This window comes from Streptomyces sp. NPDC006552, assembly GCF_040611655.1.
Taxonomy (GTDB): Bacteria; Actinomycetota; Actinomycetes; order Streptomycetales; family Streptomycetaceae; genus Streptomyces.
The window spans coordinates 143,268-161,106 of sequence record NZ_JBEXOS010000001.1 but is presented as its reverse complement, the minus strand read 5'-3'; the positions used below and the strand labels follow the sequence as shown (position 1 = coordinate 161,106).

The following is a 17,839-nucleotide window of genomic DNA, read 5'->3' as shown; positions in this document are numbered from 1 at the left end:
GTCACCCGGCGGTGCTCTGTCCGGGCAGGAGCCGCCCGCGCCGCGACAGCAGGAACGCCTTGAAAGCCGCCACCGGAGGCGTGTCCGGATGTCCCTCCAGCCAGGCCACGCCGATCTCGCGGACCGCGCGCTGACCGGTGACCGCCAGCTCCACGACTCCCGGGCGCGGTACGGCCGGTGGCGGCAGCAGGGCCACGCCGAGCCCCGCGGCGACCAGGCCGCGCAGCGTCTCCGCCTCCTCCCCCTCGAAGGCGATCCGGGGCGTGAACCCGGCCTGCGCGCACAGGTCGTCGGTGATCCGGCGCAGCCCGTAGCCGGGTTCGAGCGTCACGAAGGACTCGTCGGCGGCCTCCGCGAGGCGGACGCGTCGGCGGGCGGCGAGCCGGTGGTCCTCGGGGACGACCAGGCGCAGCCGCTGCTCGTCGAGGCGGCGGGCGACCAGGTCCGGGGCGTCCGGCACGGGCGAGGTGAGGCAGAGGTCCAGCTCACCGGCGCGCAGCCGCTCCAGCATCGCCTCGCCGTAGTTCTGGACGAGGCTGAAGCGGATGCGGGGGTGGTCGGAGCGGAAGGCGCGCAGCAAGCCCGGCACCGTCTCCGTCCCCATGGTGTGCAGGAAGCCGAAGGCGACCTTGCCCGACTCGGGGTCGGCGTCGGCGCGCACGGACTCGGCGGCCTTCTCGACCTCGCCGAGCGCGCGTTCGACCGGGACGAGGAAGGCACGGCCGGCGGGGGTGAGGGAGACGGTGCGGCCGTGGCGGGCGAACAGGTCGACGCCCAGGTCCTGTTCGAGCCGGACGATGGCGCGCGACAGCGTCGACTGCGGGACCTGCATCTCGTGCGCGGCGCGGGTGACGTGCTCGGTGCGGGCGACCCCCGCGAAGTAGGCGAGCCGGGGGGCGAGCAACCGTACGATCTCCTCGCCCGGCCGGTCGGAGAGGCCGCCGGTGCGGGTCGGCGGCGGGTCTGAGCTGTGTTGATGCTTCATGGGAACGATTATGGGGCGGTCATGCATTGGACGCATGAATCAAAGGAGGCCTACGTTCGGGGCATGCCTGCTGCCAGTAGCCCGGCGGCCGCCTCCCCCGACGCGGTCGCCGTCCCCCGGTCCCCCGACGACCGCGCCGACACGCGCATGAGCCCGGGCGGGCCCGGCTACCGCCGGATGAGCTTCGCCCTCTTCCTCGCCGGTGTCGCCACCTTCGCGCTGCTCTACTCGACGCAGGCGCTGCTCCCGCTCGTCTCCGCCGGCTTCGGCGCGAGCGCGAGCGCGGCGAGCTGGACGGTGTCCGGGGCGACCGGCGCGCTGGCGCTGTGCGTGCTGCCGCTGAGCGCCCTGTCCGAGCGGTTCGGGCGGCGCACCCTGATGACGGCGTCCCTGACGGTGGCCGTCGTCGTCGGGCTGCTCGTCCCCTTCGCGCCGAACCTCGGCGTCCTGATCGGCCTGCGCGTGCTGCAAGGTGCGGCGCTGGCCGGTCTGCCCGCCTCCGCGATGGCCTACCTCGCCGAGGAGGTGCGGCCGAAGGCGCTGGTCACGGCCATCGGCCTGTTCGTCGCGGGCAACTCCATCGGCGGCATGAGCGGCCGCGTCATCGGCGGCTGGATCGCGCAGGAGTGGGGCTGGCGAGCGGCCGTCGGCGCCATCGGGGTGCTCGCGGTGGTCTGCGCGGCCGCCTTCCGGCTGCTGCTGCCGGCGCCGCGCCACTTCACGCCGGGCTCGCTGCGCCCCCGCGCGCTGGCCCGGACGGTCGGCAGCCACCTGGCCAACCCGCTGCTGCGCCGCCTGTACGTGATCGGCGCCCTGTTCATGCTGGTGTTCGGCGCGGTGTACACGGTGATCGGCTACCGGCTCACGGCCGCCCCGTTCTCGCTGCCGCAGGGCGTCGTCGGTTCGATCTTCCTGGTCTACCTCGTGGGCACGGTCTCCTCGGCCGCGGCCGGCCGGCTCGTCGCGCGACTCGGCCGGCGCGGCACCCTGTACCTGGCCGCGGGCACCACCACGGCGGGCCTGCTGCTCGCCCTGGTCCCGCACCTTCCCGTGGTGCTGCTCGGCCTCGTACTGATCACGGCGGGTTTCTTCGCCGGGCACGCCACGGCGTCGTCGTCCGTCAGCCACACCGCGACGCACGGCCGGGCGCAGGCCTCCGCGCTGTACCAGTCCGCGTACTACATCGGCTCCAGCGTCGGCTCGGCCGTCGGCGCCGTCGCCTTCCACGCGGGTGGCTGGGCGGGCACGGTGGGGCTCGGCGCCGCGGCGGTCCTCGGTGTCGTCGCGATCACCCTGTGGGGCACGTACGCGGCCCGGGCCGGGCGCCGCGCGGCGCCGGCCGGGGCGGCCGCCGCGCGCTGAGCGGCCCGGACCCCTCCGCCCATCCCCCTTCCACCTGCGCGTTTCCCCAGTCCGGGCGCCGTTGTCAGTGGGCTGCGGTAGCTTGCGGAGTGCTGGGACTCACAGCGGCGATGGGGGCGTTGGACGATGAGCGACACCGCGACGAAGGCCGGTCTCGACGATCTGGAGAAGCACCGGGTCGAGCTGACCGGGTACTGCTACCGGATGCTGGGTTCGGCGTTCGAGGCCGAGGACGCCGTGCAGGACACGATGGTGCGGGCCTGGCGCAGTTTCGACAAGTTCGAGGGCCGCTCCTCGTTGCGCTCGTGGCTGTACCGCATCGCGACGAACGTCTGCCTGGACTCGTTGAACGCGGGGAACAGACGGGCCCGGCCGATGGACCTGACGGCGTCGGCCCCGCTCGCGCAGGCCGCGCTGACCCCGCGCCCGGACAATGTGTGGCTGGAGCCGATGCCCGACGCCCGCGTGCTGCCGACGGTCCACGACCCGGCGGAGGCGGCGGTGGCCCGGGAGTCGGTGCGCCTGGCGTTCGTCGCGGCCCTGCAGCGGTTGCCCGCCAAGCAGCGGGCGGTGCTGATCCTGCGCGAGGTGCTCGCCTGGAAGGCGAGCGAGGTCGCCGAGCTGCTCGACACCTCGGTCGCCTCGGTCAACAGCGCGCTGCAGCGGGCCCGCGCGACCCTCGCGGACGCGCCGCCCGCCGACTCCGCGACGGCCGACCCCCTCGACGAGGAGCAGCAGAAGCTCCTGGAGCGCTACGTGGCGGCGTTCGAGGGGTACGACATGAAGGCACTGACCGAGCTGCTCGCCGAGGACGCCGTCATGACGATGCCGCCGTTCGACCTGTGGCTGCGCGGCACGGACGACATCACCGGCTTCATGACGACGATCGGGCACGACTGCGCGGGCTCGCGCCTGCTGCCGGTCCTGGCCAACGGCACACCGGCGTTCGCCCACTACAAGCCGGACCCGGACGACGGCGGGTTCGTGCCCTGGGCGATCCAGGTGCTGGAGATCTCAGAGGGCCGGATCGCCGGTTTCCACTGCTTCCTGGACCTCTCCAAGCGGTGGTTCCCGCTCTTCGGGGTCCCCGAGCGGCTGCCCGCCTGAGCAGCCCAGCGCCTCGGCGAGCCCGGTGAGCGTCAGCAGCCTGACCAGCGCCGGGGACGGGTCGCGCAGCCGCAGCCGGCCCCCGACCCGGCGGGCGGCGAGCTGCATGCGGGCGAGCGCGTCGACGGTGGCGAAGTCGGTGCCGGTCACCCCGGAGACGTCGCAGATCACGGTCGGATCGCCGGCCGGGGCGCGCTGCCGGGCGGCGCGGACGCGGTCGCACAGCTGAGGCGTGTCGCCGGGGCGGATCGGCCCGGCGACCACCACGACGGGAGGAGACGAGGAGGCAGCCACCTAGAGGGGACCGCGCGGCGCGCCGGAACTCATCGGCGGCCGGTGCGGAGCGGCGGCGTGGGCTCGGTCACGTCGGAGTGGATCACCGTTGACCGGCGCTCGCCCGACGCCCGAGGGTGGGGGCCGTGCAAGGGGTTCTCAACGGGTTCGCGGTCATCGCCCTCGTCATCGCGGTCGGCTATGTCATCGGCCGGCGCGGTCACCTGGGCGAGGGCGGCCGGGAGGTCCTCACCAAGCTGGCCTTCCATGTGGCGACGCCCGCCCTGCTGTTCACGATGCTCTCCCGGGCGGACCTGTCGCTGATCCTCTCGCCGAGCCTGCTGGTCACGGCCCTCTCCACGGCGGCCATGGCGGGCGTCTTCATCGCGGCGGGGGTCGTACGCGGCTGGGGGGCCGGCCGCACCACGGTGGGCGCGCTCTGCTCGTCGTACGTGAACGCGGGGAACCTCGGCATCCCGATCGCCGTGTACGTCCTCGGGGACGCCTCGCTGGTGGCGCCGGTGCTGCTCTTCCAGCAGATCGTGGTGGGGCCGGTGGCCCTGACGGTCCTCGATCTGGCGCGGGCGTCCGGGACCCGGCAGACGTGGGCGCAGCGGGTGCTGACCCCGTTCCGCAACCCGATCGCGATCGGCGCGCTCTGCGGTGTCCTGGTCTCCGCGACGGGGCTCACGGTCCCCTCCCCCGTCTTCGACCCGCTGGAACTGATCGGGAACATGTCGGTCCCGGCGATCCTCATCGCGTTCGGCATCTCGCTGTGCGGGAGCGCGTGGCCGGGCGGGCGGGGCGCGGAGCGGGTGCCGGTGCTGCTGTCGAGCGCCCTGAAGGCGGTGGGGCAGCCGGTGGCGGCGTGGGCGCTGGCGTCGTTCGTCTTCGGCCTGCGCGGGGACCGGCTCCTCGATGTCGTGGTGACATCGGCGCTCCCGGCGGCCCAGAACCTGTTCACGTACGCGAGCCACTACGGGGTGGGCGAGCGCCTGGCGCGCGAGTCGATCCTGCTGTCGACGATCGCGTCGGTGCCGGTGCTTGTGGGGGTGGCGGCGTTGCTGGGGTGACGCTGGGCACGGGCCAGTCGCTTGTGCTGACAGTGAGTTCGAAGGGTGCGGGGAGTTCGACTGCGTCGCCGAACGCGGTCTGCGCCAGCACGCGATAGGTGCCGTCACGCGGTTCGCTGAAGAGGGTCACGGTAGGGCCGCCAGGGGCGAAGCGGTCGACCAGAAGGTAGAGCGGGATACCCGCGGTGACATAGGCGTCCCGTTTGACGACCCGTTCGTGCACGGCCTTGGGGCCGGACGTGATCTCCACGGCAGACTCGGCGTGGGCCGCCGGGACGTAGTACCCGCCGCTCAGCGGCCGCTGCTTGGACAGCACGAGCAGGTCGGGCAGGTACATGCCCCAGCGGGACGGCACGGCGATGGACAGCCTCTGGTAGATGCCCCACTCGTCGGGGGTGGCACGGTGCAGCGCCCTGTGCGGCTCTCCCGCGATGAGGTGGTGCGGGACCGAGGCCGTCGGTGTCACCGTGACGATGCCCTCGACGATCTCCACCCGGCTGCCCTCGGGCCACTCCATGCACTGCCAGAAGTCGACCAGGTCGCCCCACTCGCCCTCGCGGGGCGCGAGCCACATGCCGTTCCGTGTCATTGCCCCACCGCACCACGGTGGACGGGACCGGCGGCGGTCCACCGATCCCGTTCACCCGTACGAGAACCCTCCAGGTCAGGCCGGGTCAGCCGATGCATTCCAGCACGATCGGGCCCGCCGAGAACTCCGTCCCCGCGGGCGCGATGTCGTACGCCCCCTCCACCGCCTCCAGCGCGTACGCGAACCGCTCGGGCGTGTCCGTGTGCAAGGTCAGCAGAGGCTGCCCCGCGGTCACCGTGTCGCCGGGCTTCGCGTGGAGTTCGACGCCGGCCGCGGCCTGGACCGGGTCCTCCTTGCGGGAGCGGCCCGCCCCGAGGCGCCATGCGGTGAGGCCGACGCCCATCGCGTCGAGGCGGGTGAGGACGCCCGAGGAGGGAGCCGTCACGACGTGGGTCTCACGGGCCGTGGGCAGCGCCGCGTCCGGGTCGCCGCCCTGGGCCGCGATCATGCGGCGCCAGGCGTCCATCGCCGAGCCGTCCGCGAGGGCCTTCGCCGGGTCGGCGTCCTTGAGGCCCGCCGCGTCCAGCATCTCGCGGGCGAGCGCGAGGGTGAGTTCGACGACGTCGGCCGGGCCGCCGCCCGCCAGCACCTCGACGGACTCGCGGACTTCGAGGGCGTTGCCCGCGGTCAGGCCGAGCGGGGTGTTCATGTCCGTCACCAGGGCGACGGTCGGCAGCCCGTGGTCGGCGCCGAGGCCGACCATGGTGCGGGCCAGCTCGCGCGCCTGCGCCAGCTCCTTCATGAACGCGCCGGTGCCGACCTTCACGTCCAGGACCAGCGAGCCCGTCCCCTCCGCGATCTTCTTCGACATGATCGAGGAGGCGATGAGCGGGATGCACTCCACGGTCGCGGTGACGTCGCGCAGCGCGTAGAGCTTCTTGTCGGCGGGGGCGAGGCCGCTGCCGGGCGCGCAGATGACGGCGCCGACGTCCTCCAGCGTGCGCATCATCTCCTCGTTGGTGATGTCCGCGCGCCAGCCGGGGACCGACTCCAGCTTGTCGAGCGTGCCGCCGGTGTGGCCGAGGCCCCGGCCGGAGAGCTGCGGCACGGCCGCGCCGCAGGCGGCGACCAGGGGGGCGAGCGGCAGCGTGATCTTGTCGCCGACGCCGCCGGTGGAGTGCTTGTCGGCGGCGGGGCGCGCGAGGACCGAGAAGTCCATTCGCTCACCCGAGTTGATCATCGCTGCCGTCCAGCGGGCGATCTCCGCGCGGTCCATGCCGTTCAGGAAGATGGCCATGGCCAGGGCCGACATCTGCTCGTCGGCGACCTCGCCGCGCGTGTACGCGTCGACGACCCAGTCGATCTGCGCGTCGCTGAGCCGCCCGCGGTCCCGCTTCGTACGGATGACGGAGATGACGTCCATGGCACTTCCTTCCAGTAGCGGACCAGGTACCTGCGGTCGGCGACTCTACGCGCATAGACCGGGGGTGGGTGCGAACGGCCCCGCCAACTCGGCGGGGCCGTCGGCCGGTTCAGGTCAGACCAGGTGCTCGGGGCCGAAGGCGTCCGGGAGCAGCTCCGCCAGCGGGCGGATGCCCGAGGCGGTCTCCAGGAGCAGCTCCGGGCCGCCGAACTCGTAGAGCAGCTGGCGGCAGCGGCCGCACGGCATCAGGATGTCGCCCTTGCCGTCGACGCAGGTGAAGTGCGTCAGCCGGCCGCCGCCGGTCGCCTGGAGCTGGGAGACGAGGCCGCACTCCGCGCACAGGCCGAGGCCGTACGAGGCGTTCTCCACATTGCAGCCGGCGACCGTGCGGCCGTCGTCGACGAGGGCCGCCGCGCCGACCGGATAGCCCGAGTACGGCGCGTACGCACGGGACATGGCGTCGCGGGCCGCTTCCCTGAGCGCCTCCCAGTCGGTCACGTGCCCTGCCCCTTCCGGTAGGGCTGGCCGTCCGCCTTCGGCATCCGCAGCCGCTGGGCCGAGAAGGACAGGACCAGCAGCGTGACGACGTACGGCGTGGCGGTGACGAGCTGGGTCGGCACGTCGTCGGTGGTGGCGTACCAGGCTGCCATGCCGGCGGCGGCGACGGCGCAGACCACACCGGCGACGTACTTCTTCTTGACCAGCATCCAGACCGCGCCGAGCACCAGGAGCAGGGCGACCAGCAGGAGCAGCGCGTGCACGTTCTCCGTGCCGCCGCGCAGCTTGAGGCTGTCGGTGTAGCCGAACAGGCCCGCGCCCAGGGCGAGTCCGCCCGGCATCCAGTTGCCGAAGATCATCGCGGCGAGGCCGATGTACCCCTTGCCGGCCGTCTGCCCCTCCAGGTAGAAGGGGTTGGCGACGATGGAGAGGAAGGCGCCGCCGAGTCCGGCGAGGCCGCCGGAGACGATGACCGCCAGGTACTTGTACTTGATCACGTTCACGCCGAGCGACTCGGCCGCGACCGGGTTCTCGCCGCAGGAGCGCAGGCGCAGGCCGAACGCCGTGCGCCACAGCGCCCACCAGGTGAACGGGATGAGCGCGACCGCGACGATCGTCAGCGGCGACAGGTTCGTCACCAGACCGCCGAGGAGCCCCGCGAGGTCCGAGACGAAGAACCAGTGCTTCTCGTTCAGGGACGTCAGCCAGTCGGAAAGGCCCGGGACCGTGATCGTGCCGAGCGAGTCGACCGGCGGGGACTGCTTGGTCGTGCCGCCCTCGACGCCCTCGAACGTGAAGTTGGAGAGGTAGCGGGTGGCGCCGAGCGCGAGGATGTTGATGGCCACACCGGAGACGATGTGGTTCACGTTGAAGGTGACCGTCACGGCCGCGTGCAGCAGGCCGCCGATCGCGCCGCCGACGATGCCGGCCAGCACACCGGCCCAGGGGCCCCACTGGTAGCCGGCCCAGGCACCGAACCAGGTGCCGAGGATCAGCATGCCTTCGAGGCCGATGTTGACCACGCCCGCGCGCTCGGCCCACAGGCCGCCGAGTCCGGCGAGGCCGATGGGCACGGCGAGCTGGAGCGCCGTCGCCATCTGGCTGACGTTCGTGATGCCGTCCGCGTCGGTGACCAGGCGGACGAGCGAGGTGAGGGCCAGCACGCCCGCGATGACGAGCATCAGGACGGGCAGGGACAGCGTGCGGCGGCCGCCGGGTGCGGGCGGCGACGCGGGCTTCTTGTCGAGGACCGTAGCCGTGCTCATCAGGCAGCGACCTCCTTCTTGAGTTCGCTGGTGTTCTCTCCCGCGGCCGCGGCGAGTTCGATGCCGACCCGGCGCTGCTGGCGGCGCTGGCCCCAGACCCGTACGGCCTCGTAGGAGACGACGACGGCGATGGTGATGATGCCCTGCATGATCACCGCGATCTCCTTGTCGTAGCCGCGCAGGTCGAGTTCCTGCGAGGCCTTCTCCAGCCAGGAGATGAGGAGCGCGGCGAAGGCGATGCCGACCGGCGAGTTGCGGCCGAGCAGGGCGATGGTGATGCCCTGGAAGCCGATCGTGGTCGGGAAGGTGAGCGAGTACGTGTGCGTGTCGCCGAGGAGCAGCGGCAGACCGGCGAGGCCGGCCAGCGCGCCGGAGACGAGCATCGCGGTGAGCACCATGCGCTTGGCGTCGACACCCGAGGCGGCGGCGGCCGACTCCGAGGCGCCGGTGGCGCGCAGGTCGAAGCCGAAGCGGGTGCGGTTGAGGACGAACCAGTACGCGACGCCGAGCAGCGCGGCGATGACGACGAAGCCGTAGATCTCGCCGACGCCCTCGCCCATGCTGATGCCGGGGAACCAGCCGGACTCGTGCATGATGCCGGTCGTCTTGTTGTTGCCGACCTGCACCCCGAAGACGTCCGGCAGGTACAGGTAGCCGATGACGCTGGAGGCGATCGAGTTCAGCATGATCGTGGCGACGACCTCGCTGACGCCGCGCGTCACCTTCAGGATGCCGGCGATCCCGGCCCACATGGCGCCGGTCAGCATCGCGACGATGATCAGCAGCGGGATCTGGGCGAAGCCCGGCAGCGCCACCTTCGCGCCGACGATCGCGGCGACGACGGCGGCGAGCCGGTACTGGCCGTCGACCCCGATGTTGAAGAGGTTCATGCGGAAGCCGATGGCGACCGCGAGCGCGGCGAGGTAGTACATGCCGGCCTGGTTGATGATCAGGACCTGCACGTCCGAGAACGTCGCCTGCTCGAACATGATGCTGTACGGCTCGATCGGGGACTTGCCCGAGGCGAGCAGCACGACCGAGGTCAGGATGACGGCGGTCAGCAGGGCGATCACCGGCCCCGAGACGCCGAGGAGCAGCCGCTCCTTGTCGAACTTGTTCTTCATGGCCATCAGGACTCGTCCTTCGACTGCCGCGCCGTGGCCGCATCCGCTGCCGCCGCTGCTTCTTCTACGTGTTCCAGGTGGCCGGAGGCCGCGCCCGTCATCGCCGAACCCAGCTCCTCGGGGGTGATGGTGGCCGGGTCGGCGTCGGCGACGAGCCGCCCGCGGTAGATCACGCGCAGGGTGTCGGAGAGGCCGATCAGCTCGTCCAGGTCGGCGGAGATGAGCAGGACCGCCAGGCCCTCGCGGCGGGCCTCGCGGATCTGGTCCCAGATCTGGGCCTGCGCGCCGACGTCCACGCCGCGCGTCGGGTGGGCGGCGATCAGGAAGCGGGGCCGGTGGCTCATCTCGCGGCCGACGATCAGCTTCTGCTGGTTGCCGCCGGACAGGGAGGCCGCGGTGACGTCGATGCCGGGGGTGCGTACGTCGTACTCCTCGACGATGCGGCGGGTGTCCGCCTGCGCCGCCTTGAGGTCGAGCAGGACGCCGCGGGCGTTCGGCTTCTCGGTGACGTGGCCGAGGATGCGGTTCTCCCACAGCGGGGAGTCCAGGAGCAGGCCGTGGCGGTGGCGGTCCTCGGGGATGTAGCCGATGCCCTGCTCACGGCGCTTGCGGGTGGCCCAGGAGGTGATCTCCTCGCCCGCCAGCTCGATGGTGCCGGAGTCGGCGCCCGCGAGGCCGATGAGCGCGTCGATCAGCTCGGTCTGGCCGTTGCCCTCGACGCCCGCGAGGCCCAGGACCTCACCGGCGTGGATGGTGAAGGAGATGTCGTCCAGGAGCGGGCGGCCGCCCTCGGCGTCGAGGCGCAGGCCCTTGACGGTGAGCACCGGCCGGTCGGTGACGGTCGACTCGGCGGTCTCGGGGGTGGGCAGTTCGGAGCCGACCATCAGCTCGGCGAGCTGGCGCGGCGTCGTCTCGGCGGGGACGGCCGTGCCGACCGTGGTGCCGCGCCGGATGACGGTGATCTCGTCGGCCACGGAGAGGACCTCGCCGAGCTTGTGCGAGATGAAGATGACGGACAGGCCCTCGGCCTTGAGCTCGCGCAGGTTGTCGAAGAGCGCGTCGACCTCCTGCGGGACGAGCACGGCGGTCGGCTCGTCGAGGATCAGGGTGGTGGCGCCGCGGTAGAGGACCTTGAGGATCTCCACGCGCTGGCGGTCGGCGACGCCGAGGTCCTCGACGAGGACGTCCGGGCGCACGCCGAGGCCGTAGCGGTCGGATATCTCCAGGATCTTGCGGCGGGCCCGGGCGCCGATCCCGTAGAGCTTCTCGCTGCCGAGCGCCACGTTCTCCAGGACCGTGAGGTTGTCGGCGAGCATGAAGTGCTGGTGGACCATGCCGATGCCGCGCGCGATGGCGTCGGCGGGCGAGGAGTAGGAGACGGCCTCGCCGTCGATCGCGATGGTGCCCTCGTCCGGCTTCTGCATGCCGTAGAGGATCTTCATCAGCGTCGACTTGCCCGCGCCGTTCTCCCCGACGAGGGCGTGCACGGTGCCCTTGCGGACAGTGAGGTGGATGTCGTGGTTGGCGACGACGCCGGGGAAGCGTTTGGTGATGCCGGTCAGTTCGACGGCCGGCGGGCTGCTGGACGCGTTGATGGCGCACTCTCCTGGGAGACGGGGGCCTTCTACACGCGTAGAGCCCCTTCGGCAGTACGAAGTGGACGCGAGCCGGTCAATTCGGGCGAACCGCGCAGGTGGTGCGCGGTCCGCCCGAAGGGTTCACCCGGGCTCTTACGGCTTGCTCTTGACCTTGATCTTGCCGCTGGTGATGCCGGTCTCGGCAGCCTTCAGCGCCTTCTGCATCGCATCGTTACCGGAGAACTCCGGGTTCGAGTCGGCGAGGCCGACCTCGCCCGACTTCAGGTCGCCGGTGATGACGCCGGTCTCGGGCTTGCCATCCTGGACCGACTTGGCCAGGTTGTACACGGCCGATGCCACGTTCTTCGTGGCCGAGGTCAGGATGGAGTCCTTGAACTTGGCCAGCGGCGCCTGGCTGTACTGGTCGGAGTCGACACCGATCGCCCAGACCTTCTTCGCGGCGGCCGCCTCGATCACGCCCTGACCGGAGAGGCCCGCCGCGTGGTAGACCACGTCCGCGCCCTTCTCGATCTGCGCCTCGGCGGCCGTCTTGCCCTTGTCCGGGCTGGAGAAGCCGCCCTCCTCGGCGGTCTCGCTCAGGTACTGCGTGACGACCTTGACCTTGGGGTTGGTCGCCTTCGCGCCCTGCACGTAGCCGGCCTCGAACTTGTGGATGAGCGGCACGTCCACACCGCCCACGAAGCCCACGGTGTTCGTCTTGGTCGCCTTGGCGGCCGCGACGCCCGCCAGATAGGAGGCCTCCTGCTCGCTGAAGACGAGGTCCGCGACGTTCTTCGCCTGCACCTGCGCGTCGTCCACCACACCGAAGGTGGTCTTCGGGTACTTCGCGGCGGCGGCCTTCACGGCCGGCGCGTACGCGAAGCCGATACCGACGACCGGGTTGTAGCCCGACTTGGCCAGGGAGACCAGCCGCGCGGTCTTGTCCGCGTCCGTCTCGCCGTCGGTCGGCTCCTGGTCCTCGCCCTTGTAGCCGAACTCCTGCTCGGCCTTCTTCATGCCCTCGTACGCGGCGTCGTTGAAGGACTGGTCGCCGCGGCCACCGACGTCGTACGCGATGGCGATGCCCTTGGACTTGCCGCCGTTCTCCTTGCTTGCGGCGTCGCTGGAGGTGCCGCCACAGGCGGACAGGGAAGCGGCGAGAGCAACGGTCGCAGTGCCTGCGAGCGCTATTCGGGAAACCCGGCGCATGGGATGAGCTCCTTGTGTACAAGCACCGACGACGGTCCGGACGGCGCTGGCTTCGCCGCAGATTAACGCGCGTAGAACGCGCATTGAACCCCCTCCGGCAGACCGTTATCCGTCCGTACTGAAAGCAACCGGAATCGATCTTGTACGGACATACGGGCGCGCCCCGGATCCGGTACGGGATCCGGGGCGCGCCCGGTGCTGCGGCGGCGCGGGCTACGGCTTCGTGGCCACGGTCACCTTGCCGTCGACGATGTCCTGCTTCGCCTTCGCGACGGCGTCCGCGAGCCCGGCGATCCGCTGGTACTGCGGGTTGGTGTCGGTGATGCCGACGCCGCCCGCCTTGAGGTCGAACCGGACCACGCCGGACAGCGGCTTCTTGTCCTTCACCGACTTGGCCAGTTCGTAGACGGCGCGCCCGACGTCCTTGGTGGCGGAGGTCAGGATGGAGTCCTTGTACTTGGCCAGCGGCGCCTGCTTGTACTGGTCTGAGTCGACCCCGATCGCCCAGACCTTCGCGCCCGCGGCGGCCTGGATGACGCCCTGACCGGAGAGGCCCGCCGCGTGGTAGACCACGTCCGCGCCCTTCTCGATCTGCGCCTCGGCGGCCGTCTTGCCCTTGTCCGGGCTGGAGAAGCCGCCCTCCTCGGCGGTCTCGGTCAGATACTGTCGGACCACCTTGACCTTGCTGTCCGTGTCCTTGACGCCCTGCACGTAGCCGGCCTCGAACTTGTGGATGAGCGGCACGTCCACACCGCCGACGAAGCCCACGGTGTCCGTCTTCGTCGCCTTGGCTGCGGCGACGCCTGCCAGGTACGAGCCCTGCTCCTCGCTGAAGACGAGGTCGGCCACGTTCTTCGCCTCGATCGTGGAGTCGTCGATGATCCCGAAGGTGGTCTTCGGGTACTTCGCGGCGGCGGCCTTAACGGCGGGCGCGTACGCGAAGCCGACGCCTATGACCGGGTTGTAGCCGGACTTGGCCAGCGAACTGAGGCGCGCGATCTTGTCCGCGTCGCTCTCGCCGTCGCTCGGCTCCTGGTCGTCGCTCTTGTAGCCGAACTCCTTGTCCGCCTTGACCATGCCCGAGTACGCGGCGTCGTTGAAGGACTGGTCGCCGCGGCCGCCGACGTCGTAGGAGATGGCGAGGCCGAGGTTCTTCTCCTTCGCCTCGTCGCCCGCCTTGTCGGCGCTGGTGCCGCCGCAGGCGGTGGCGGCGAGGGCCAGGCCGGTGACGGCGACGGCCAGGGGCGTGAGGCGGGACGTGCGAGTTCGACGCATGATGGAGTGCTCCTTCGTCAACACGCCGCGCGGGGCGCTGAGTTCGGCGGAGCGTAACGCGCGTAGAAGGGGCGGGGCATCGGTTCGGGGGCGCCGTTATCTATTTGTGCCGGTGCCATGCCCTCCGGGGGCCGGCGGGTGTGAGCCCCTGTGGCCCTGGGGGTGCTGGGTGCGCCGGCCGGTCGGCGCGGAGGTCGCGGGGCCCTGCCCCGGACCCCGCTGCTCGATCGCCGCAGGGGCTTGGATCTGGTGCTCAGGCGTCAGAGAAGGCGGCGCCGTCCAGGAGGGCTGCCGCCGTGAAGAGTTCTACTCCTACCGTGATCGCCGACTCGTCCACGTCGAAGTCGCCCTGGTGCAGGTCGCGGGAGGTGCGGTCCTCGGGGGACTTCACGCCGAGGCGGGCCATCGCGCCCGGGACGTGCTCCAGGTACCAGGAGAAGTCCTCGCCGCCCAGGCTCTGCAGCGTGCCCTCGACGGAGTCCACGCCTCGGCGGGCGGTCATGGCCTCCCGGAGCAGTTCGGTGACCGCCGGGTCGTTCACGACGGGCGGGACGCCGCGGACGTAGTTCACCACCGGCTTGGCCCGGTACAGGTCGGCGATCTCCTGGACCGCGCCGTGCACCACGTCCGGGGCCTCGCGCCAGGCCTCCAGGTCCAGGCAGCGGACGGTGCCGGAGAGTTCGGCGTGCTGCGGGATCACGTTGCACGTGTGGCCCGACTCGATGCGGCCCCAGGTGAGGACGAGCCCGGAGCGGGCGTCGACCCGGCGGGCGACCACGGCCGGGACCTCGGTGGCGACCTTGGCGACGGCCGTGACGAGGTCGGTGGTGAGGTGCGGGCGGGCCGTGTGGCCGCCGGGGCCGTCCAGGGTGACGTCCAGGCGGTCGCAGGCGGAGGTGATGGCCCCGTACCGCAGGCCGATCTTCCCCGCGTCCACCTTCGGGTCGCAGTGCACGGCGATGATCTTGCGGACGCCGTCGAGGGCACCGCACGCGATCAGGTCGGCGGCGCCGCCGGGCAGCACCTCCTCGGCGGGCTGGAAGATCAGCCGGACCGGATGCGGGAGTTCGCCGCGCCGGTCCATCTCGGCGAGGACGAGCCCCGCGCCGAGGACCACCGTGGTGTGCACGTCGTGGCCGCAGGCGTGCGCGCGGTCCGGGACGGTGGACCGGTACGCGCAGCCGAGCTTGGTGTCCGGAATGGGCAGGGCGTCGATGTCGGCGCGGAGCGCGAGCATGCCGCGGCCGCCCTCCCACTCCCCCGTCTCGGTGTGGGTCCCGATGTCACAGATGAGGCCGGTGCCGATGCCGGACTCGCGCGGCTGGAGCCCGGCCAGTTCGAGCCGGGTCTTGAGCGCGGCGGTGGTGCGGAACTCCTGATTGCCCAGCTCGGGGTGCATGTGCAGATCGCGGCGGAAGGCGACGAGCTCGGCGCGGAGGGCCTCCGGCAGGGCGCCGGCGAGCGCGCTGCCCAGGGCGTCTTCCCCCGGCCGGCCGGCCTCGGACTCTCGGGACGTCAACTGGTTCACCCTTTGAAGGGTAAGGCGCCCAGGGCACCAACTGTCCCTCGATCAACAAAACTTCAGCCAGATTGGGGTAAGAAATCCGGTCCGGTCCGCATGTCGATCACTCGACACGGGTATGACTCCTCTTTCCCCCGGTCCGGCAGGCACGCTGCCCGGTCCGGGCGGTCACGGCGAGGGCCGCGGCCGCGACGGCGAACGCGGCCCCGACGAGCCCCGCGCTCACCCCCGGCACCGCCCGGTACCCGAGGCCGCCCGCGATCACGGCGCCGCCGGCCCAGGGCCCGCAGGCCGCCCCCACGTTGAGCGCCGCCGTCGCGCAGCCGCCCGCGAGGGTGGGCGCGCCGGCCGCCGCGTCCAGGGCCTGGGCGATCAGGGTGGAGCCGACGGCGAAGGAGAGCGCGCCCTGGACGAAGGCGAGGACCAGGGCGACCGGGGCGCTCTGGGCGGTGAGCGCGAGCAGGACCCAGCCGGCGAGGAGCGCCGCACCGCCGCCCGCGAGCACCGGCAGCGGCCGCGCGTCGGAGAGCCGGCCCGCCGCCTGGACGCCGGTGAACGCGCCGAGCCCGAACAGTGCGAGGAGCACCGGCACCCGGCCCGCGCCGATCCCGGTCACCTCCGTGGCCAGGGGCGCGAGATAGGTGAAGGTGCAGAAGGTCGCGCCGTTCACGAGGGCGCCGAGCAGCAGCGCGGTCAGCAGGCGGGGGCGGCGCAGGGCGCGCAGTTCGTGGCGCGCGCCCGGCCGCGCGCCGGACTCCGCGGGGACCGAGCGCGCCACCGCCGCCAGGGCGGGCAGGCAGACAAGGGCGACGGCCCAGAACGCGGCGCGCCAGCCGAGCAGGTGGCCGAGCAGGGCCCCGCCGGGTACGCCGGCGACGCAGGCGAGGGTGGTGCCGCCGAGCAGGATCGCGGTGGCCCGGCCCGTGGCGCCGGGGGCCAGGGCGGCGGCCGTGGCGAGGGCCATGGCGAGGAAGGCGGCGTTGGCGAGCGCGGCGACGACGCGGGTGGCGAGCAGCACGGCGTAGCTGCTGGTCAGCGCCGCGGCGACGTGGGCGAGCAGGAAGACCGACAGGGAGCCGAAGAGGGCGGCGCGGCGGGAGCGGCGCGCCCCGAGCAGCGCCGTCAGCGGCGCCCCGACGATCATGCCGACGGCGAAGGCCGAGGTGAGCGAGCCGGCGGCGGGGACGGAGACGCCCAGGTCGTGGGCGATGGACGGGCCGAGCCCGGAGAGCATGAACTCGGAGGTTCCTTGCGCGAACACGGCAAGGGCGAGGAGGTAGAGCGCGAGGGGCACAGCGGACTCCGTGACCGTACAGAGAGGGGAAGGGGTCGCGGTACGGCGGTCCGGCGGTGGCAGGCGTCAGCGGAGGCGGGGCCCGGGGAGGCTGCCTCGACGCGGCGCGGGAGCAGGCCACCGGCGCGGCGCCGGTGGCCGGAGTCTGTCGGACTCGGGACTGTTCACGAGGGAGAGGGTAGGCGGTGCGGGCGCGGCCGGCCAGCGGGTTTCCCGGGCCCGGGCGGCCGTTTCAGACCGTGCGCACGTCGGGGGCCGAGCCGGCGATTCCGGCGAGGAAGCCCTGGGCGTGGTCGGAGACGCCCTGGCTGAGCCAGGCCGGGTCGATCTCGCAGACCGCGACCTTCACACCCGTGCCCTGCAAGGCGATCGGCAGGGTGTGGACGACGGTCGAGGGGAAGCTGAGGATCGTCCGGCCGATGGGGCCGCGGCGGGCGATGAGTTCGAGCGGCAGGTCGGGGCGGACCACTTCGAGGCCGGTCTCGCCGGCGAGGCGGTGGAGCTTGTCGGCGGCCTCGCGGCGGTGGGCGAAGTAGCGGGTGGCGCCGTGCGCGGCGGCGAGTTCGCGCACCGCCTCCAGGTAGCGGTCGAGGTCGACGACGCCGGTCTCCACGAGGGAGGTGCCCACCAGGTCGGCGCCGCGGGTCAGGCGCGGCGGGCCGAAGCGGGCCCGGGTCCAGGCGTAGTCGTTGGCCGCGAACGTCACGCCCTCGGGCGCCTCGTCCACCGGCATGGAGGTGAAGACGGAGACGGTGCGGCGGCCGGTGCGCGGGGTGAGCCGGCGGCGGGCCGAGGCGGAGACGGGGGCGAAGACCAGGTCGCGCGGGCCCGGCCGGCCGCCGCGCCGGTGCCAGCGCACGAGCCGCTCGCCGCGGGCCAGCTGGGAGATGAACTCCATGGTGGCCGTGCCGTCGTCGACGACGACCAGGTCCCGGGCGCGGGTGATCGTCAGAAGCAGTTGTACGTAGCGGGAGAAGGGGTCGCCGATGACGACGCGCTCGGCGCGGCGCAGCGGTCCCGCGAGGCCGCCGACCGTCGCGAACGGGGCGCCCGCGCCGCCGCGTGCCTCCTCCCAGCGCACCGTGTGCCCTTCCTCGCGGGCGAGTTCGGCCATGCGGCGCAGCTGGCCCCGGGTCATCGGGTCGGTGGGCGAGAGCACCACCACGGTCGCCTTCGCGCCGTCGTGGTGGGCCCACTCCAGCACGTTGAGGAGCTGCACCGGGCTCTCGACGAAGCACAGGGTACTGCGGGACATGCGGCCCTCCCCGGGGACGCCGAGGCGGCCCGGCGTGGACGCGCACGCCGGACCGCCGAGGGGGTGTG

The 17,839-nt window shown here is 72.4% G+C and carries 16 protein-coding genes; 3 read left to right on the top strand and 13 right to left on the bottom strand.

Annotated elements, in window-relative coordinates:
* Window position 1: 1 nt before the first annotated feature.
* Window positions 2–985 carry a LysR family transcriptional regulator gene (locus tag ABZY33_RS00660; protein WP_356489223.1) on the bottom strand — a complete coding sequence of 328 codons (984 nt, stop codon included), beginning with the start codon at window positions 983–985 and terminating at the stop codon, window positions 2–4.
* A 63-nt stretch (window positions 986–1,048) separates the two neighbouring features.
* Here ABZY33_RS00660 and ABZY33_RS00655 point away from each other — a divergent pair, with 63 nt between their 5' ends.
* Together ABZY33_RS00655 and ABZY33_RS00650 are read left to right on the top strand one after the other, a co-directional pair.
* Window positions 1,049–2,347 (top strand): MFS transporter, encoded by a 1,299-nt coding sequence (locus ABZY33_RS00655; RefSeq protein WP_356489222.1) that lies wholly within the window; start codon window positions 1,049–1,051, stop codon window positions 2,345–2,347.
* A gap of 126 nt (window positions 2,348–2,473) precedes the next feature.
* Window positions 2,474–3,454 carry a sigma-70 family RNA polymerase sigma factor gene (locus tag ABZY33_RS00650; protein WP_356489221.1) on the top strand — a complete coding sequence of 327 codons (981 nt, stop codon included), beginning with the start codon at window positions 2,474–2,476 and terminating at the stop codon, window positions 3,452–3,454.
* On the opposite strand, the gene ABZY33_RS00645 is transcribed toward ABZY33_RS00650, so the two are convergent.
* Window positions 3,362–3,721 (bottom strand): STAS domain-containing protein, encoded by a 360-nt coding sequence (locus tag ABZY33_RS00645; RefSeq protein ID WP_356489220.1) that lies wholly within the window; start codon window positions 3,719–3,721, stop codon window positions 3,362–3,364. The genes ABZY33_RS00650 and ABZY33_RS00645 overlap by 93 nt on opposite strands.
* Before the next feature lie 152 nt (window positions 3,722–3,873).
* On the opposite strand from ABZY33_RS00645, the gene ABZY33_RS00640 reads away from it, so the two are divergent.
* The gene (locus ABZY33_RS00640; RefSeq protein ID WP_356489219.1) at window positions 3,874–4,800 is read left to right on the top strand and encodes an AEC family transporter; all 927 of its coding nucleotides are present in this window, start codon (window positions 3,874–3,876) and stop codon (window positions 4,798–4,800) included.
* Here the strand turns inward: ABZY33_RS00640 and ABZY33_RS00635 are convergent.
* The 11 genes from ABZY33_RS00635 to ABZY33_RS00585 all read right to left on the bottom strand — a co-directional run bounded on the left by ABZY33_RS00635 (window position 4,688) and on the right by ABZY33_RS00585 (window position 17,771).
* Window positions 4,688–5,389: a Uma2 family endonuclease gene (locus ABZY33_RS00635; RefSeq protein ID WP_356489218.1), complete on the bottom strand. Its 702-nt coding sequence runs from the start codon at window positions 5,387–5,389 to the stop codon at window positions 4,688–4,690. The genes ABZY33_RS00640 and ABZY33_RS00635 overlap by 113 nt on opposite strands.
* A gap of 85 nt (window positions 5,390–5,474) precedes the next feature.
* Window positions 5,475–6,752 (bottom strand): thymidine phosphorylase, encoded by a 1,278-nt coding sequence (locus tag ABZY33_RS00630; RefSeq protein WP_356489217.1) that lies wholly within the window; start codon window positions 6,750–6,752, stop codon window positions 5,475–5,477.
* Between the two features lie 114 nt (window positions 6,753–6,866).
* Complete coding sequence (locus ABZY33_RS00625) at window positions 6,867–7,250, bottom strand: cytidine deaminase (protein ID WP_356489216.1); 384 nt, start codon at window positions 7,248–7,250, stop codon at window positions 6,867–6,869.
* Window positions 7,247–8,515: an ABC transporter permease gene (locus ABZY33_RS00620; RefSeq protein ID WP_356489215.1), complete on the bottom strand. Its 1,269-nt coding sequence runs from the start codon at window positions 8,513–8,515 to the stop codon at window positions 7,247–7,249. Before ABZY33_RS00620 ends, ABZY33_RS00625 begins: the two co-directional genes overlap by 4 nt.
* Window positions 8,515–9,639 (bottom strand): ABC transporter permease, encoded by a 1,125-nt coding sequence (locus ABZY33_RS00615; protein WP_356489344.1) that lies wholly within the window; start codon window positions 9,637–9,639, stop codon window positions 8,515–8,517. The genes ABZY33_RS00620 and ABZY33_RS00615 overlap by 1 nt, the downstream gene beginning before the upstream one ends.
* A 5-nt stretch (window positions 9,640–9,644) precedes the next feature.
* Window positions 9,645–11,234, bottom strand: coding sequence for an ABC transporter ATP-binding protein (locus tag ABZY33_RS00610; protein WP_356489343.1), 1,590 nt, complete (start codon window positions 11,232–11,234; stop codon window positions 9,645–9,647).
* Window positions 11,235–11,369: 135 nt separating this feature from the next.
* Window positions 11,370–12,425: a BMP family ABC transporter substrate-binding protein gene (locus ABZY33_RS00605; RefSeq protein ID WP_356489214.1), complete on the bottom strand. Its 1,056-nt coding sequence runs from the start codon at window positions 12,423–12,425 to the stop codon at window positions 11,370–11,372.
* A 213-nt stretch (window positions 12,426–12,638) separates the two neighbouring features.
* Window positions 12,639–13,700, bottom strand: coding sequence for a BMP family ABC transporter substrate-binding protein (locus ABZY33_RS00600; protein WP_356489213.1), 1,062 nt, complete (start codon window positions 13,698–13,700; stop codon window positions 12,639–12,641).
* A 253-nt stretch (window positions 13,701–13,953) separates the two neighbouring features.
* Entirely contained in the window at window positions 13,954–15,228 is a 1,275-nt protein-coding gene (locus ABZY33_RS00595) for an amidohydrolase (protein ID WP_356489212.1), read from the bottom strand.
* A 97-nt stretch (window positions 15,229–15,325) separates the two neighbouring features.
* Window positions 15,326–16,516, bottom strand: coding sequence for a Cmx/CmrA family chloramphenicol efflux MFS transporter (locus ABZY33_RS00590; protein WP_356489211.1), 1,191 nt, complete (start codon window positions 16,514–16,516; stop codon window positions 15,326–15,328).
* A gap of 232 nt (window positions 16,517–16,748) precedes the next feature.
* Entirely contained in the window at window positions 16,749–17,771 is a 1,023-nt protein-coding gene (locus ABZY33_RS00585; protein WP_356489210.1) for a hypothetical protein, read from the bottom strand.
* Between the last annotated feature and the right edge of the window lie 68 nt (window positions 17,772–17,839).

Excerpts from the sequence above, each read along its gene's own strand:
- ABZY33_RS00660 (WP_356489223.1), bottom strand. The coding sequence starts at position 985 with ATGAAGCATCAACACAGCTCAGACCCGCCGCCGACCCGCACCGGCGGC.
- ABZY33_RS00655 (WP_356489222.1), top strand. The coding sequence starts at position 1,049 with ATGCCTGCTGCCAGTAGCCCGGCGGCCGCCTCCCCCGACGCGGTCGCC.
- ABZY33_RS00650 (WP_356489221.1), top strand. The coding sequence starts at position 2,474 with ATGAGCGACACCGCGACGAAGGCCGGTCTCGACGATCTGGAGAAGCAC.
- ABZY33_RS00635 (WP_356489218.1), bottom strand. The coding sequence starts at position 5,389 with ATGACACGGAACGGCATGTGGCTCGCGCCCCGCGAGGGCGAGTGGGGC.
- ABZY33_RS00630 (WP_356489217.1), bottom strand. The coding sequence starts at position 6,752 with ATGGACGTCATCTCCGTCATCCGTACGAAGCGGGACCGCGGGCGGCTC.
- ABZY33_RS00620 (WP_356489215.1), bottom strand. The coding sequence starts at position 8,515 with ATGAGCACGGCTACGGTCCTCGACAAGAAGCCCGCGTCGCCGCCCGCA.
- ABZY33_RS00615 (WP_356489344.1), bottom strand. The coding sequence starts at position 9,639 with ATGAAGAACAAGTTCGACAAGGAGCGGCTGCTCCTCGGCGTCTCGGGG.
- ABZY33_RS00605 (WP_356489214.1), bottom strand. The coding sequence starts at position 12,425 with ATGCGCCGGGTTTCCCGAATAGCGCTCGCAGGCACTGCGACCGTTGCT.
- ABZY33_RS00600 (WP_356489213.1), bottom strand. The coding sequence starts at position 13,700 with ATGCGTCGAACTCGCACGTCCCGCCTCACGCCCCTGGCCGTCGCCGTC.
- ABZY33_RS00585 (WP_356489210.1), bottom strand. The coding sequence starts at position 17,771 with ATGTCCCGCAGTACCCTGTGCTTCGTCGAGAGCCCGGTGCAGCTCCTC.